At 38.3% G+C, this 14,875-nt stretch carries 16 protein-coding genes; 13 read left to right on the top strand and 3 right to left on the bottom strand.

Features of this window, described 5'->3' with window-relative positions; translation table 11 throughout:
• A partial coding sequence (locus FA045_RS10060; protein WP_136873148.1) for a transposase occupies positions 1 to 270 on the top strand: 270 nt, incomplete at its 5' end.
• Between the two features lie 168 nt (positions 271 to 438).
• Positions 439 to 1,725, top strand: coding sequence for a site-specific integrase (locus tag FA045_RS10055; RefSeq protein WP_136876931.1), 1,287 nt, complete (start codon positions 439 to 441; stop codon positions 1,723 to 1,725).
• Between the two features lie 159 nt (positions 1,726 to 1,884).
• Here FA045_RS10055 and FA045_RS10050 read toward each other — a convergent pair whose 3' ends face one another.
• Genes FA045_RS10050 through FA045_RS10040 form a run of 3 tightly spaced genes read right to left on the bottom strand, consistent with a single transcriptional unit; the run spans position 1,885 to position 4,233 of the window.
• Positions 1,885 to 2,364: a nuclear transport factor 2 family protein gene (locus tag FA045_RS10050; protein WP_136876930.1), complete on the bottom strand. Its 480-nt coding sequence runs from the start codon at positions 2,362 to 2,364 to the stop codon at positions 1,885 to 1,887.
• A 59-nt stretch (positions 2,365 to 2,423) separates the two neighbouring features.
• Complete coding sequence (locus FA045_RS10045; protein ID WP_136876929.1) at positions 2,424 to 3,179, bottom strand: LytR/AlgR family response regulator transcription factor; 756 nt, start codon at positions 3,177 to 3,179, stop codon at positions 2,424 to 2,426.
• On the bottom strand, positions 3,169 to 4,233 hold the full coding sequence (locus FA045_RS10040; protein WP_136876928.1) for a sensor histidine kinase: 1,065 nt from the start codon (positions 4,231 to 4,233) through the stop codon (positions 3,169 to 3,171). Before FA045_RS10040 ends, FA045_RS10045 begins: the two co-directional genes overlap by 11 nt.
• Before the next feature lie 428 nt (positions 4,234 to 4,661).
• Between FA045_RS10040 and FA045_RS10035 the strand changes: the two genes are divergently transcribed.
• The 11 genes from FA045_RS10035 to FA045_RS09985 all read left to right on the top strand — a co-directional run bounded on the left by FA045_RS10035 (position 4,662) and on the right by FA045_RS09985 (position 14,857).
• Positions 4,662 to 5,774 carry an XdhC family protein gene (locus FA045_RS10035; RefSeq protein WP_136876927.1) on the top strand — a complete coding sequence of 371 codons (1,113 nt, stop codon included), beginning with the start codon at positions 4,662 to 4,664 and terminating at the stop codon, positions 5,772 to 5,774.
• Entirely contained in the window at positions 5,771 to 6,361 is a 591-nt protein-coding gene (locus FA045_RS10030; RefSeq protein ID WP_136876926.1) for a nucleotidyltransferase family protein, read from the top strand. Before FA045_RS10035 ends, FA045_RS10030 begins: the two co-directional genes overlap by 4 nt.
• Positions 6,358 to 7,338, top strand: a complete 981-nt coding sequence (moaA, locus tag FA045_RS10025) for a GTP 3',8-cyclase MoaA (protein ID WP_136876925.1) — start codon at positions 6,358 to 6,360, stop codon at positions 7,336 to 7,338. Before FA045_RS10030 ends, moaA begins: the two co-directional genes overlap by 4 nt.
• A gap of 7 nt (positions 7,339 to 7,345) precedes the next feature.
• Complete coding sequence (locus FA045_RS10020) at positions 7,346 to 8,521, top strand: molybdopterin molybdotransferase MoeA (RefSeq protein ID WP_136876924.1); 1,176 nt, start codon at positions 7,346 to 7,348, stop codon at positions 8,519 to 8,521.
• 3 nt (positions 8,522 to 8,524) lie between these two features.
• Positions 8,525 to 9,265 carry a sulfite exporter TauE/SafE family protein gene (locus tag FA045_RS10015; protein WP_136876923.1) on the top strand — a complete coding sequence of 247 codons (741 nt, stop codon included), beginning with the start codon at positions 8,525 to 8,527 and terminating at the stop codon, positions 9,263 to 9,265.
• A gap of 42 nt (positions 9,266 to 9,307) precedes the next feature.
• The gene (locus FA045_RS10010; RefSeq protein ID WP_136876922.1) at positions 9,308 to 9,541 is read left to right on the top strand and encodes a MoaD/ThiS family protein; all 234 of its coding nucleotides are present in this window, start codon (positions 9,308 to 9,310) and stop codon (positions 9,539 to 9,541) included.
• Complete coding sequence (locus FA045_RS10005) at positions 9,541 to 10,617, top strand: HesA/MoeB/ThiF family protein (protein ID WP_225871314.1); 1,077 nt, start codon at positions 9,541 to 9,543, stop codon at positions 10,615 to 10,617. The genes FA045_RS10010 and FA045_RS10005 overlap by 1 nt, the downstream gene beginning before the upstream one ends.
• Positions 10,610 to 11,053, top strand: a complete 444-nt coding sequence (locus FA045_RS10000) for a molybdenum cofactor biosynthesis protein MoaE (protein WP_136876921.1) — start codon at positions 10,610 to 10,612, stop codon at positions 11,051 to 11,053. Before FA045_RS10005 ends, FA045_RS10000 begins: the two co-directional genes overlap by 8 nt.
• A 1-nt stretch (position 11,054) precedes the next feature.
• On the top strand, positions 11,055 to 11,963 hold the full coding sequence (moaCB, locus tag FA045_RS09995) for a bifunctional molybdenum cofactor biosynthesis protein MoaC/MoaB (RefSeq protein ID WP_136876920.1): 909 nt from the start codon (positions 11,055 to 11,057) through the stop codon (positions 11,961 to 11,963).
• Positions 11,964 to 12,109: 146 nt separating this feature from the next.
• Positions 12,110 to 14,368, top strand: coding sequence for a xanthine dehydrogenase family protein molybdopterin-binding subunit (locus FA045_RS09990; RefSeq protein WP_136876919.1), 2,259 nt, complete (start codon positions 12,110 to 12,112; stop codon positions 14,366 to 14,368).
• A 30-nt stretch (positions 14,369 to 14,398) separates the two neighbouring features.
• On the top strand, positions 14,399 to 14,857 hold the full coding sequence (locus FA045_RS09985; protein WP_136876918.1) for a (2Fe-2S)-binding protein: 459 nt from the start codon (positions 14,399 to 14,401) through the stop codon (positions 14,855 to 14,857).
• Positions 14,858 to 14,875 lie beyond the last annotated feature (18 nt).

Raw genomic sequence — 14,875 nt, 5'->3', positions numbered from 1 at the left:
ATACTCAGCCACTCCAAGTCTAGAATGATTGCCTTTAAAAAACTGGCTTTATGGTACAACAAGATAGAAGAGGCAGGTTTTAAATCATTTAACACAATAGCAAGGACTATCCAAAATAACTACGAAACGATATTAAATTACTTTGATAATAAATCCACAAACGCATCAGCAGAATCTTTTAATGCTAAAATCAAAGCCTTCAGGTCTCAATTTAGAGGGGTTAGAAACGTAAAATTCTTCCTGTTCAGGCTATCAAAGATATATGGCTAAATCCTCCCCAACTTTTACGCTTGATCCAAAACTATCCTGTATGGTGCCCTATCTGGTGCCCTATTTTAGTTTTTAACTTTAGTGCACCAGTCATACCTGATGAATTTGATCTAAAGTACTGAGGAACAATCTAAAAACAACCAAAATGTTTTATCAAAAGATTGAGAAATGAAAAGTAACCAAACCCTAAAAATCCTATTTTGGCACCGTAAATCTAAGGCAGATTCCAAGGGCTTCGCCCCTATTATCTGTAGGATCTCCATAGATGGAAAAGATGCAGAATTTTCTACCTCACAAAAAGTACATATATCTGAATGGAACATTAATAGTAAAAAAGTTATAGGATCTAGCCATTCAAAAAAAATAAATTCAGCTCTCAATCACATTGAGAGTTCATTGGAAATTAATTTTACGGTACTAAAAACCAGATTCGATAATGTAACACCAATAATGCTGAAAAATGTGTTTCAGAACTTCCCAATGGAAAACGATAAGAACGAATTGGAGCAAGAAACCCCTCAATTATTAGAATTAACTAATATACACATCAACGATTTTGCAGAACTCGTAGAAAAAAAATTACGTTCTAAAGAGACTTTAAAACAATGGAAGGCCACCAAGAAGAAAATAGTTGAGTTTTTAAAATTTGAATTTAAAGCTAATGATATTGAACTAGCAGCTATTGAGTATTCGTTTGCACAGAAATTTTATAAGTTCCTTGCCGTCAAAAGAGTTCCCACGCTAAAAGACCCGGCTGCAATGAAACAGATCAAAAATTTGAAGCAGATATTGAATATAGCAGAGGCTAACCTATGGATTGCAAAGAATCCAATTCAAAAATTCAAATGCGGGTCGGAAGACCCAGAGATAAATCCTCTTGAAATTTTTGAGGTGGAAAGGCTGTGGCGGAAGAACATTAGCGTTGAACGTATAGCTAAAGTCAGGGATGCATTCATATTCCAGTGCTTCACCGGATTTGCTTATCAGGATATCTACAACCTTAGCAAGGATCACATCGTTTATGTTGGGCCGCAAAACGAACCTTGGTTGGTGAAAGAGCGTGGAAAAACCAAGGTCACAGAAATGGTGCCCATACTTCCAATTGTCGCTGAGCTAATTGAGAAATATAAGAATGACAAGTATTGTAAAGTCTACAACAGACTAATCCCTGTCAACAGTAATTTTAGATACAATACCTATCTTAAAGAACTATCCGATATATGTAATATTGGCAAACCGCTAAATAGTCATCTTGCCCGTCACCCATTTGCAGATATGATGCTCAACGTTCTGATTTTTCCGTTAGAGGACGTAAGCAAGATGTTAGGGCATAAGAACATTCGCACTACCCAAAGGTATGCTAGAGTAAAGAAAAGCAGGATTGGCAAAAAGATGAACGAAGCGAGAAGTATATTGTTTGATGATAATGGAGAACTCAAAATGTCTTTAAGATAGACAGGCCATAATCAGAAGAAAAATTGTTCTAATCGTTAAATCTTCTCTTGTTGTTTACGGAGCTTATAATTAATGACTCAATAAAAAAATTGATTAGAAATGAGAGTTGTGTCAAGATGATTTTAGGTCGATCATCTTGACTAAAACTCAATGATTTCTCTATTTGTCAATCTTCAATTTAACCGGCCTTCTCAATTGAGAGAATGTCAAAGATCCCATTTTCCACTTACCATTTTCCTTTATATAAACCTCCGTTACCATAAATGGATTAACTACTTCATTGCCGCCTACAACCGCGACAAGATCTATATCATTTAGAAGAATTGCAGTATTACCAAAAATATTTACTGATGCCGTATATATTTCGGCTTTTTTATACCTGATCGAACCACTTTTTATCACATCTAATTCTCTTTGTTTACCCCAAGTACCGCCCATGTGTACAAAAACCGACCTGTCTACAAATAGGTTGTTCAACGTATCCACTTTTTTATCAGACATCCATAACCACTTGGCTTTAGAAAGATCTAAAACCTCTTGTTCGGCCTTGGTTGGTACTTGTGCTGAAACTGGCGTTTGAGCGGAGCAGAAATTAACTGCGGCAAAAATAAGTGATAAGCTAAAAAATATAGTTTTCATGTTTTTTATGTTTAAGTATTTATGATAGTTATTTAATTCAAGTGACTACATCTTAATATTTATAGAACCCATTTATCCAGAAATCTGTTAAAATCTTCTCGAAACTGTTCACTCACAGTAATCGTTGTCGATCCAATTTGGACACTTGTTTTTGTTGCAGACCTAATAGCTGAAGTTGAAACGATGAAAGAACGGTGCAGTCTTAGAAACTTATCAGTTGGTAATTTTTCCTGGAGCCTTTTTAAGCTAGTTAATGTTAGCAAGGGCTTTTCGGTAGTACTGAGATATACTTTCACATAATCCTTTAATCCTTCAATATATAAAATATCACTCATGTCAACTTTTACCAATTGATGCTCTACTTTGAGATAAATATAAGCGCTTTTGTACTGCAAAGGCATCGTTTCATTGTTAGTAGCCTTCAAGCTAGATTCATACATTGTAAAATAGGATTTTGCCTTCTCTGCCGCCTTAGAAAACGCAACAAAATTAAACGGCTTAACTAGATAATCCAATGCATCAACTTTATATCCTTCTAATGCATATTGGTCATAAGCAGTTGTAAAGATAATCCGCAGATTTTTCTTTCTATCGGACTGTTCTATAATCTTGGCCAATTCTAACCCTGTAAGATCAGCCATATTTATATCTAAAAAAATCAATTGTAATGCAGCGTTTTTGTGAATTTCTTCAAGTGCCGCTAGTGCATTATTAAATCTACCCGCAAGTTGCAGGTAAGGTGTACGCTCTATATAAGATGAGATCATATCAAGCGCAGCCGGCTCATCATCAACAGCAATACAATTAATGTTCATCTATATTTAAAGTTAAGGTTACTACAAATTCTTTGGCAAAATCATCCTTTTCGGTGATTAATTCGTATTTGCCTGGGTACATTAGATCAAGCCTACGTTTGGTATTTAGTATACCTATCCCACTTTCTTCATCAAGCTGTTTAGAAAGACCAACAAAAAGCGAATTACGAACACCAAACACTAATTTTTTATCCTTTTCAAATAGTTCTATATATACATAACTTGGATGAACTGCACTAATGCCATGCTTAAAGGCATTTTCTACAAATGGCAAAAACAGCATTGGGGCAATGGGTAAATCTCTAAATCCGGTTTGCTTCTCAAAAATTACCTGAACATCTGGTGCTATACGAACTTTCATCAATGCAATATAATCTTCTATAAACTCTACTTCTTTTGAAAGCAAGGTCTTTTCGTTTTGGGTCTCATAAAGCACATAGCGCATCATGTGCGATAATGAATAAATAGAGCTTTTAGCAGATGGTATATTGGTATCCATCAACGCATAAATGGTATGTAGCGTATTGAAGAAAAAATGAGGATTAATCTGGGCTTTCAAAAATGCCAATTCCGCACCTACTCTTTCTTTTTCAGAAACTTCAAATGCAAGCTGATTTTTCTGCAGCTTTTTAGCTACTGATGACACATAACTTAACCCTAACATAATAGCCGATAAAACAGTAATCCAAGTTTTGGTCCAATGATTATTAGGTCGGTAAGTAAAGTCAGGTTTAGAAAAATGCTTGATATAGGCTTCATCCAAACCTATTAAATCGCCAAAATATAAATTGATAACAACCGCTAACCACACTATAAACACTAAAACGGCAAGGTAAGCAACGCCCCAATATTTGTTGGCCAGCTTAGGGTAGAAGAACAAAAGATTTGCAAAATAAAGCCCCGCAAAAGTTAAGTTTTCCAAAACTTGCTTCATGTAATATTGAGAAGGCATCCCCCCCTTGCTCAGTTGATAAAATAACCATACTGCAAGTGCTAGCATAGCTACAAAATCAATAGAGAATATTGCCTTAAAAATCCGCATTCTTCTGTCCATTCATTTCACCATTGGTTTTGGTGTTATTGCAAAATAGTTCTTGTAAATGGTAGTAATATTACTAATAGACCAGCTAGCGAAAGTAATAGATGAATTCCTCAATATTATCTATTGAAAGAAAAGGATAAATTCCGTTCATCTGTCGAGTTTTTCCGCCAATCTATCTATTTGTAAATGCATTCAATAAAATAATAAGTAATTTAATTTTTTATTGAATGAACAACTGCCCGTATTATAAAGGTAAAATTGAAATTAATTGCAGGATAATTTGGTATATATATTACTGCTTATCCTACCAATATTACTGACATTACTCGAACAGTAATATTGGTAGGCAATTAAGGGATATAGGTAACAATCCTATTGTTTTGTGGCCTATCTTTGAAAAGTGGAGTTAACTTTTGTTTATCTTAAACAAGCAATCTATAATGAAAGAAATCACCGACATACTCAATGCCTATTATTATGCCCAAAAACAGGGTAAAAAGGCAGCGCTTGCAACTGTGGTTAAAGTAGATGGCTCATCTTACCGCCGACCTGGTGCAAGAATGCTAGTTACCGATGATGGATTACTAACTGGAGCTATAAGTGGTGGTTGTTTAGAAGGCGATGCATTGAAAAAAGCCCTTTCGGCCATACATCAGCAAGAGAATAGACTGGTAATGTACGATACTACAGATGAAGATGATGCGAAATTTGGTGTGCAGTTAGGCTGTAATGGAATTGTGCATATTCTTTTCGAACCGATTGATGGTTTAGATGAAAATAATCCAATCAAAATATTGGAATCAATAAACGGAGAAAGGGAGAATGCGGTAATTGTAACCCTATTTTCTTTACAATCTAAAACCCAACTTGGAACAAGATCTATCATAAAAAGTGAAAATCAATTTGGTAATCTTCCTACATCAATAGCTTTAGAAACTTTAGCTGATGCGCAGCAAGTATTGGCTAATGAGAAATCCGAACTTAAGAACTATAAGATTGAAAACGAGCTGGTCGATGGTTTCATAGAATTTGTTAAACCTCCTATTGCTTTGATTATTGCTGGAGCTGGAAACGATGCACAACCATTGGCAACCATTGCGCATTTATTGGGATGGCAAGTAACCATTGCGGATGGCAGACCAACTCATGCTACGCTTCAAAGGTTTCCAAATGCCAAAATTTTAGTTACAAAACCTGCGCAGATATTACCTCAGCTTAGTATGGATACACAAACAGCGGTAGTTTTGATGACCCATAACTACAACTACGATACCGAACTTTTGGGATTACTCCTGCAAACTGATGTACCATATATTGGCGCTCTGGGGCCGAAAAAAAAGCTAGTAAGAATGTTGGATGAGCTTGAAATGAATACTGAAACTAATCGCTCTCGTGTTTATGGTCCAGTGGGACTGGATATTGGGGCAGAAACGGCAGAAGAAATTGCAATTTCAATTATCGCCGAAATTAAGTCTTCTTTAAGCGGAGCAACAGCATCATCACTAAAAGAGAAAAAACAGGCTATTCATTCCCAAACAAAATCTATATCATGAAAACAGGAATAATGATATTGGCAGCTGGTAATTCTAGCAGATTGGGAAAACCCAAACAACTACTTGTTTTTGAAGGAAATACACTTTTAGAGAAAACCATAGCCGCAGCAGAACAAACTTCATTCACCCCTGTTGTTTTGGTTTTGGGTGCTTACGCTGATGAAATTCTTGCATCAATTAAAGAACTGAACATCAATTATATCATTAACGATAGTTGGCAGGATGGCATGTCAGCTAGTATTAAAGTAGGCCTTAAAAAAATGATTAACCTCGAACCCGAAATAGAAAACGTAATTATAGCTGTTGCTGATCAACCATTTGTTACTGCTGATATTTTTAACTCATTGCATGAGCAGCAGCTTAAAACAGGTAAAAATATCATTGCCAGTAGTTATGCCGAAACCATAGGCACGCCAGCATTGTTCAATACGCAGTATTTTGATGAACTGATTCTCCTAGAAGGTGGTTCTGGTGCGAAACACTTGATGACCAAACATATAAACGATGTAGCAACAATCCAATTTACATTAGGAAACATCGACATTGATACCGAAACAGATTATAAAAACTTAACCGAGCCACAATGATAGCAGATTCTTTTGGACGCGTACATGATTACCTGAGGATATCGCTAACCGATAACTGTAACTTCCGATGCTTTTATTGCATGCCCGAAGAAGACTATGATTTTACCCCAGCCTCTCGTTTAATGCAGCCTGATGAGATTTTAACGCTGGCGAAAATATTTGTTGAACAGGGCGTAAAAAAAATTAGACTTACCGGTGGTGAGCCTCTGGTACGAAAAGATGCAGCAGAAATTATCGCTGAACTTGGTAAATTACCTGTAGAGCTTGTGATTACCACCAATGGAACAAGGATCGCCGAAATGTTGCCAACGTTGATTGCAGCTGGAATAAAGAGCATCAATATTAGCTTGGATACACTGCAGCCAGAAAAGTTCTTTATGATTACCAGACGGGATCTTTTTCATCAGGTGCGTAGCAATATCGAACTCCTGTTACAAAATAAGATCACCGTAAAAATAAACATGGTGGTAATGAAAGGTTTAAATGATAACGAAATTAAAGACTTTATCGAGTGGACTAAACATAATCCCGTACAAATCCGTTTTATTGAGTTTATGCCATTTAGTGGCAACAAATGGACCAGTAACAAATTATTTTCCTTAGATGAGATCTTAGCAACTGTAGAAGAAGATTTTACCGTACTTCCGGTGAAGGCGGCACCTCATGACACTGCCAAAAGTTTCATGATACCAGGCCATGAAGGTTCTTTTGCCATCATCAGTACCATGACTGCCCCATTTTGCAGCACCTGTAACCGAATGCGTCTTACTGCCGATGGTAAATTAAAAAACTGTTTGTTCAGCGACGGCGAAACCGACCTGCTTACGGCCCTGAGAAATAAGGAAGAAATACTTCCCCTCATCAAGGCTTCTATTTGGAGCAAGAAAAAAGAATTGGGCGGTCAGCTGGGTAAACATTTTGAAACTTTGGATGCAGATAGTATTGTTAACAGAAGTATGATTACCATTGGAGGATAAGCGATTTATGATTTCTGTAAATGAAGCAAAAGAATTAATTACCAAACATGTTAGCCCACTTGCTGCAATTAGGGTAAACCTCAATCAAGCTTTTGGTCTTGTTTTGTCAGAAGATATCAATGCCACCTGTGATATTCCAGCTTTTAGGCAATCATCAATGGATGGTTACGCAATAAAATTTGAAGAAGAAATAACTGAATTTACTATCGTTGGGGAAATGGCTGCCGGATCTGCAAATGAAACCGCAATAAACCAAGGCGAAGCTTGCCGCATTTTTACCGGAGCCCCTTTGCCAAAGGGAGCTGATACCGTTGTTATGCAAGAAAAAGTAGCTGTTATCAATGGTAAGCTCATCATCAACGATGCCAATTTAAAAAAAGGATTGAACGCCAGGGAAAAAGGATCAGAAATTAGTTCTGGCAACCTTGCGATGAGCAAAGGCAGCCAACTAACGCCGGCTGCAATTGGTTTTCTTGCAGGCATTGGCATTGATGAAGTAAGTGTAATTCCCCAACCAAAAATAGCTATCATTTTAACGGGCAATGAATTGCAAAAACCCGGTCAGCCATTGGCATTCGGACAGGTTTACGAATCAAATTCCTATGCATTAAAAGCTGCCTTAAAACAGATTGGAATTGAACATATCGAAATTTTTGAAGCTAAGGATGAACTAGAAATCTTAACCGAAACTTTGGAACTTGCGCTACATAAAAGCGATGTGGTATTGTTAACCGGTGGTGTTAGTGTGGGCGATTATGATTTTGTAATTAAAGCTGCTGAAAGATGTGGTGTACAACAAATCTTCCATAAGGTAAAACAGAAGCCTGGAAAGCCCCTGTATTTCGGAAAAAAGGAAAAGCAATTGATTTTTGGCCTGCCGGGAAATCCTTCATCAGTATTGAGCTGTTTTTATAATTATGTATTACTTGCCGTTGCATTTCTTACCAATAATGCAAACAAAGTGCTACAAACCAATGCAATTTTAGAAAGCGATTACCAAAAACCTACAGGCCTTACCCATTTTTTAAAAGGATTATATACAGATGGCTCAGTCAAGCCCTTGGGAGCACAAGAATCCTATAAACTTAGCTCTTTTGCACAGGCAAATTGCCTCATCCTTTTAGAAGAAGATAGATCGGTGTTTAAAAAAGGCGAACAGGTAACCGTACTCATATTACCCTAAAATATGCAGACAGAATTTATACTTTTCTTCTCACTCTTATTCATCGTAGCGTTTCTTTATGCATCGGTGGGTCATGGTGGTGCTAGTGGTTATTTGGCCTTAATGGCAATATTTGCCATCTCACCGTTGGTGATGAAACCAACCGCCCTATTGCTCAATCTGTTTGTTTCTTCGGTATCTTTTGCCCAATTCTACAGGGGTGGACATTTTAAATGGAAAACTTTTTGGCCTTTTGTAGTTACGTCTATTCCTGCATCCTTTTTGGGTGGAACAATGGCTATAGAAAGTAACATTTACAAAAAAATATTAGGTGGGCTATTGATCATTCCTGTGGTACGGTTTTTCTTTTTCCCAAATACAGATCCTAAAGACCAGAAAGCCCCTAACATTCCTCTTTCACTATTGATTGGTGCAATTATTGGCCTGCTTTCCGGAATGATTGGCATAGGTGGAGGCATAATTTTATCGCCCATTCTTATCCTCTTAAAATGGACCGACCAGAAACAAACAGCAGCTATTAGTGCAGCTTTTATATTTGTAAATTCGGTAGCTGGTCTTGCAGGTCAGCTTGTTAAGGGCATCAACTTTACTACCGATATGTTCCTTTATGTAGCTATTGCTTTTGTTGGAGGAATTGCCGGCGCCTATTTTGGTTCGCTAAAATTGCCGCAAAATGCTTTGAAATATGTGTTGGCAACCGTACTTGCCCTTGCCAGTTATAAATTGTTATTTACTACCGCATAATATGAAATTTGATCTTAGATATCTTATGCGTAAATTAAGTTTATGGAAATAGAAATAATAAGTTTTGGCAAGATTGCCGAGTTTCTGCAAAACCAAGAGCTTCAATTGGAAGGAATAGTTGATACAGAACAGTTGCGTGAACACCTTGAAAACAAGTTTCCACGTCTTTCATCAATGAAATACAAGCTTGCCGTGAATAAAAAACTGGTGCAGGTAAATACACTAATTAACAACAACGATTCGGTGGCAATTATGCCGCCATTTTCTGGCGGATAATGATGGAAAACGGAAGATACCACAGACAGATCATCCTTAATGGATTTGGAAAGGCAGCACAAGCGAAGCTTTCTGAAGCCAAAGTGCTCGTTATTGGTGCTGGCGGACTAGGCTGCCCTGCCCTTCAATATCTGGCAGCAGCAGGTATTGGCTATCTCGGCATTATAGACGGCGATCACATTGAATTGTCTAATCTTCACAGACAAATATTATATAGCACAGCTGAAATTGGAATGCAAAAATCGGTGGTTGCCGCAAAAAAGCTAACAGAATTGAACCCAGAGATTGAAATCGTTGCGCATCCATTTGATATAGATAAGCAAAACGTACTGGAAATCATTTCTGACTATGATATCGTATTAGATGGAAGTGATAATTTTAAGACCAGATATTTGGTTAACGATGCAACTGCACAGCTAAAAAAACCGCTCATCTTTGCGGCAGTTTCAGGGTTTGAAGGTCAACTGGCTATTTTTAACTTAGCTGATAATAATGGCACTGCTACCAACTATCGAGACCTCTTCCCTATTCCACCATCAGTAGGCGAAATTCCAAATTGTGAAGAAAATGGTGTTTTGGGTGTACTGCCCGGTATTATTGGGACAATGGCAGCGGCAGAGTGTATCAAATTGGTCACGGGAATAGGCAAACCGCTAACAAACACCCTGCTACACTATAACCTACTAACAAATGAGCAATACGCAATAGAAATTTCGCCCGGAACGGATTATACGTTCGATGATCTGAATACATCCCAGCCAAATTTTATGGAAATTGGTGCAGAAGAATTAGATCAATTCATCGCAAATCCATCAGCAATACTTATTGATGTGAGAGAAGTAAACGAAGTTCCACAGCTCAACTCAAAGTTATATCAAAAAATCCCTATGTCGGGTTTTGATACTTATTTGACCACAGAAATTGAACAAAAAAACATCATATTAATTTGCCAACATGGTATCCGTAGCGTAGCAGCTGCCGAAGCATTATTAGACAAATACGGAAATACAAAGAACATTTACAGCCTTAAAGGTGGAATAGTTAAATGGCGCAATTATTTTACAGCACATGAGTGAGAAAAAGATTAAAAACATATTTGTAAATGGCCCGATATCATCTGCATTTATTGCAGAAAGCATTGCCAAACACAGTACAAAAACAGCAATCGGCGGGCATAGCATATTTATGGGACAGGTACGAGCCGATGAAATTGAGGGAAAAACAGTATCAGCTATTGAGTACACGACTTTTGAGGATGCAGCACTTGAAAAAATGCATGAGATTAGGGAAGAAATATTCGAGAAATATCCCTTAAACTGTATGCATGTTCACCATAGTTTGGGCAACATTAAGAACGGGGAAATATGTCTTTTTGTTTTTACCTCATCTGCCCACAGAAAACCAGCAATCGATGCCTGTACAGAAATAGTAGAACGGTTAAAGGCAGAATTGCCAATATGGGGCAAAGAAATATTTGAAGACAATACCCACCAATGGAAAGAAAATAAATAATATGGTTGATATTACACATAAATCGAGTTCTTTACGCATTGCCATTGCCACAGCAACTGTTAGTGTTTCTAAACCAGAAACCATAGCCGCTATTAAACAACGTAAAATACCAAAGGGAGATGTATTTGAATTTGCCCGTGCCGCAGGTTTATTGGGCGTTAAAAAAACCAGTGACCTTATTCCCGATTGCCACCCCCTTCCAATTGAATATACGGCAATCAGTTACGAGATTGAAAACCTAAACGTTATCATTACTGTTGAGGTGCATACCATTTATAAAACAGGTGTAGAAGTTGAAGCAATGCATGGCGCTTCAATTACCGCATTAACAATGTACGATATGCTCAAACCCATCGACAAGGGAGTTGAAATCAGCAGTATTAAACTGCTTAAAAAATCTGGTGGAAAATCAGATTTAAAAAATCTTAAATTCCCAGAAATTAAAGCGGCAGTTATTGTTTGTTCCGATTCGGTAGCATCGGGCGAAGCCCAAGACAGCTCTGGAAAAAGCATCATCTCCAAGTTAGGAACATTTGGGATAGACACGCTAACCTATGAAATTGTAAAGGATGATCTGGAAACGATTAAAGCAAAGGCACTAGAACTTTGCACTAGCAAACATCAACTGATAATTTTTACTGGGGGTACAGGACTTTCGCCAAGGGATGTTACTCCAGAGGCAATTGCACCTCTAATTGAGCGTAAAATTGATGGAATTATGGAAACAGCAAGAAGCTATGGTCAGGAACGTATGCCCTATGCCATGCTTTCGAGGGGAGTTGCCGGTTTTATTGGAGATACCCTGGCACTTACTTTTCCAGGTTCTAAAAAGGGAGCTGAAGAGTATATGGCTGCACTTTTCCCTCAAATATTACATCTATTTGCAATTAATAAAGGACAAAAACATTAATTGGTTTCAATTCTCCATAGATGATAAAGCGGAATTGGTCTATAACTTTAGCTTAACCATCTATTAATAGCAATCAACAAAAATTAATAAACTATCTTGTAGATAGCAAAAGCATACCTGCAAAGAAAATATTCAATTTATCCGATATGGAAAAGACAAATAACAGTAGACGTACCTTCCTAAAATCTTCAGCCCTGCTTGGAGGTGGGTTAATGATCCATTTTACTGGTTTGGCAAATTTTGACATCTCTGAAAGGACTGGAACGCTTGGCACTCCTGCTGAGCTGATCGAACTAAATGGTTATGTTAAGATCATGCCCGATAATACCATCAAAATTATCTGTCCTAATCCAGAGTTTGGCCAGAATGTGATGACTTCGCTACCGATGATTGTAGCCGAGGAGTTAGATGTAGAATGGCAAAAGGTATTGGTTGAGATGGGACCACATGACAGCGTTAAATTAGGCTCCCAGTTTACGGGAGGTAGTAACTCGGTAAGAATGTACTGGAGAATTCTTCGCGAGGCTGGCGCTACTGCACGTTATATGTTGGTACAGGCGGCTGCCCAGACTTGGGGAGTTCCGGCTGAAGAAATAACCACCAAAGCTGGTATGCTTTACCATGAAAAAACTGGAAAAAAAGGAAAATATGGAGATTTTGCTACAAAAGCCGCTGGTGTTACCGTGGCTAAAGGCGTGGTAAAACCTAAGGACATCAAAAACTTTAATATTGTTAGAACCTCAAAAAAGAATGTAGAGGGTACCAAAATCATATCTGGCAAGCCACTTTTTGGTCTGGATTATAAATATGATGGTATGCTGATCGCTATGATTGAACATCCGCCGGGTTTCGGTATGACTGTGGATTCTTTTGATGCTACTGCTGCACTAAAAATGCCAGGCGTGAAAGAGGTTTTTAGGCAAAAAATTTACGAAGATGGATTTGAACAGGGCGGATTTGACGTACGTACTTTTAATGAAGTAGTGGTTGTTGTAGGCAAAACTACTTGGGAGGTAATGAACGCCCGTAAGAAATTGATAGTAAAATGGAAACCTGCAGGCGATACCAAAGATACCATGGGCGGACGAGGTGGTGCAAGAGAAGTTGTTGTGCCGGGAGAATTGGAAAGTAGTGACGCCCAGTACCAAAAAATGCAAGACTTTGCCAGTAAACCAGCACAGTTGTTGAGAAAAGATGGCGATCCTGAAACTGCATTCAAGAATGCTGCACAGGTTATTGAACGCACTTTTACAGCTCCGTTTCTTGCACATAATTGTATGGAACCCATCAATTTCTTTGCACATGTAACCGCAGATAAAGCTTTGCTGGTTGGACCTTTGCAAGCTCCTGGTTGGACAGAACCAACACTCTCTAAAATTTTAAAACTACCTGCTGATAAAATAGAAATACAAATGACCAGAATGGGGGGCGGATTTGGACGAAGGGCTTATGGACATTATTTGGTTGAAGCGGCATTAATTTCTAAGAAAGTAAATGCTCCTGTTAAGTTGATATATTCTAAGGAAGATGATATGACCTACGGAATTTACCGACCAATGTACACCGCAACTTACCGTGCTGCACTGGATGCAGATAAAAAACTGATTGCTTTTCACGTAAAAGGTGGTGGTATTCCAGAGCATCCAATCCATGCCAATAGATTTCCGGCTGGTGCGGTCGATAATTATCTTGCCGAAGGTTGGCAGATCCCCTCTAACATTACAGTTGGAGCATTTAGGGCACCTCGATCAAACTTTAATGCAGCAGCCGAGCAATCATTCCTCGATGAAGTGGCCGAAGCAATGGGTAAAGACCCGATAGAATTTCGCCTGGAACTTTTAAAAAGAGCAAAGGAAAATCCTGTTGGAAAAAACAACGAATATGATGCCGCCCGATACGCTGGTGTATTAGAATTGGTAAGGGATAAATCTGGTTGGAAAAATTCGGGAACTGAGAAATACAGTCGTGGTGTGGCAGCCTATTTTTGCCATAGCTCTTATGCCGCCCATGTGGTAGATATGGTGATTAGAGATGGCGAGCCGTATGTAAAGCAGGTTTTTAGCGCAATTGATTGTGGTATTGTTGTCAATCCAGATGCTGCTTCGAATATGGTGCAGGGTGCTGTGGTTGATGGTATCGGAAATGCACTTTATGGAGGGCTAACGCATAAAAATGGGGTTTCTGAACAGCGAAACTTCCATAACTACCGGATTATCCGTATGCGTGAAGCACCGAAAAAAGTAGAAGTTTTCTTTGTTAAAAATGACATAGACCCTACCGGATTGGGAGAACCGCCTTTCCCACCAGTTTTTGGTGCGGTTGCGAATGCATTGTACAAAGCTTCAGGTCAGCGTTTTTACAAACAACCTTACTCTTTAAAACCAACCGATAAACCAATAGTTTAATAAAAATCGTTCATTCAGCATATTTTAATTATGGCTACTTTAAATATAAATAAGAAAAATTATAACATAGATGCAGATCCAGATACTCCATTATTATGGGTTCTAAGGGATATTATCGGATTAGTTGGCACCAAATACGGCTGCGGAGTTGCGCAGTGCGGAGCCTGTGTTGTGCATTTGAATGGCGAAGCTGTTCGTTCTTGCGTAACCAAACTAAGTCGTGCCGAAGGTAAAAAGGTAGTCACTATCGAAGGACTATCAGAAACAAATTCGCACCCCTTACAAAAAGCTTGGCTAGAGCTTGATGTTTCTCAATGCGGTTATTGCCAAGCTGGTCAAATCATGTCGGCAGCGGTACTGCTCAAAGAAAATAAAAACCCTACAAACGAAGATATTGATGATGCCATGGCAGGAAATATTTGCCGTTGTGGTACGTACCTACGCATTAGAGAAGCTATTCAATTGGCTGCCAAAGATCAAAAAAAGTGAGCTAAGAAATATAGTCTC

Source organism: Pedobacter cryotolerans, from assembly GCF_005116475.1.
Taxonomy (GTDB): Bacteria; Bacteroidota; Bacteroidia; order Sphingobacteriales; family Sphingobacteriaceae; genus Pedobacter; species Pedobacter cryotolerans.
The sequence above is the reverse complement of the archived record's forward strand: the minus strand, read 5'-3'. Positions and strand labels throughout refer to the sequence as shown.

Excerpts from the sequence above, each read along its gene's own strand:
- FA045_RS10055 (WP_136876931.1), top strand. The coding sequence starts at position 439 with ATGAAAAGTAACCAAACCCTAAAAATCCTATTTTGGCACCGTAAATCT.
- FA045_RS10050 (WP_136876930.1), bottom strand. The coding sequence starts at position 2,364 with ATGAAAACTATATTTTTTAGCTTATCACTTATTTTTGCCGCAGTTAAT.
- FA045_RS10045 (WP_136876929.1), bottom strand. The coding sequence starts at position 3,179 with ATGAACATTAATTGTATTGCTGTTGATGATGAGCCGGCTGCGCTTGAT.
- FA045_RS10040 (WP_136876928.1), bottom strand. The coding sequence starts at position 4,233 with ATGGACAGAAGAATGCGGATTTTTAAGGCAATATTCTCTATTGATTTT.
- FA045_RS10035 (WP_136876927.1), top strand. The coding sequence starts at position 4,662 with ATGAAAGAAATCACCGACATACTCAATGCCTATTATTATGCCCAAAAA.
- FA045_RS10030 (WP_136876926.1), top strand. The coding sequence starts at position 5,771 with ATGAAAACAGGAATAATGATATTGGCAGCTGGTAATTCTAGCAGATTG.
- moaA (WP_136876925.1), top strand. The coding sequence starts at position 6,358 with ATGATAGCAGATTCTTTTGGACGCGTACATGATTACCTGAGGATATCG.
- FA045_RS10020 (WP_136876924.1), top strand. The coding sequence starts at position 7,346 with ATGATTTCTGTAAATGAAGCAAAAGAATTAATTACCAAACATGTTAGC.
- FA045_RS10015 (WP_136876923.1), top strand. The coding sequence starts at position 8,525 with ATGCAGACAGAATTTATACTTTTCTTCTCACTCTTATTCATCGTAGCG.
- FA045_RS10010 (WP_136876922.1), top strand. The coding sequence starts at position 9,308 with ATGGAAATAGAAATAATAAGTTTTGGCAAGATTGCCGAGTTTCTGCAA.
- FA045_RS10005 (WP_225871314.1), top strand. The coding sequence starts at position 9,541 with ATGATGGAAAACGGAAGATACCACAGACAGATCATCCTTAATGGATTT.
- FA045_RS10000 (WP_136876921.1), top strand. The coding sequence starts at position 10,610 with ATGAGTGAGAAAAAGATTAAAAACATATTTGTAAATGGCCCGATATCA.
- moaCB (WP_136876920.1), top strand. The coding sequence starts at position 11,055 with ATGGTTGATATTACACATAAATCGAGTTCTTTACGCATTGCCATTGCC.
- FA045_RS09990 (WP_136876919.1), top strand. The coding sequence starts at position 12,110 with ATGGAAAAGACAAATAACAGTAGACGTACCTTCCTAAAATCTTCAGCC.
- FA045_RS09985 (WP_136876918.1), top strand. The coding sequence starts at position 14,399 with ATGGCTACTTTAAATATAAATAAGAAAAATTATAACATAGATGCAGAT.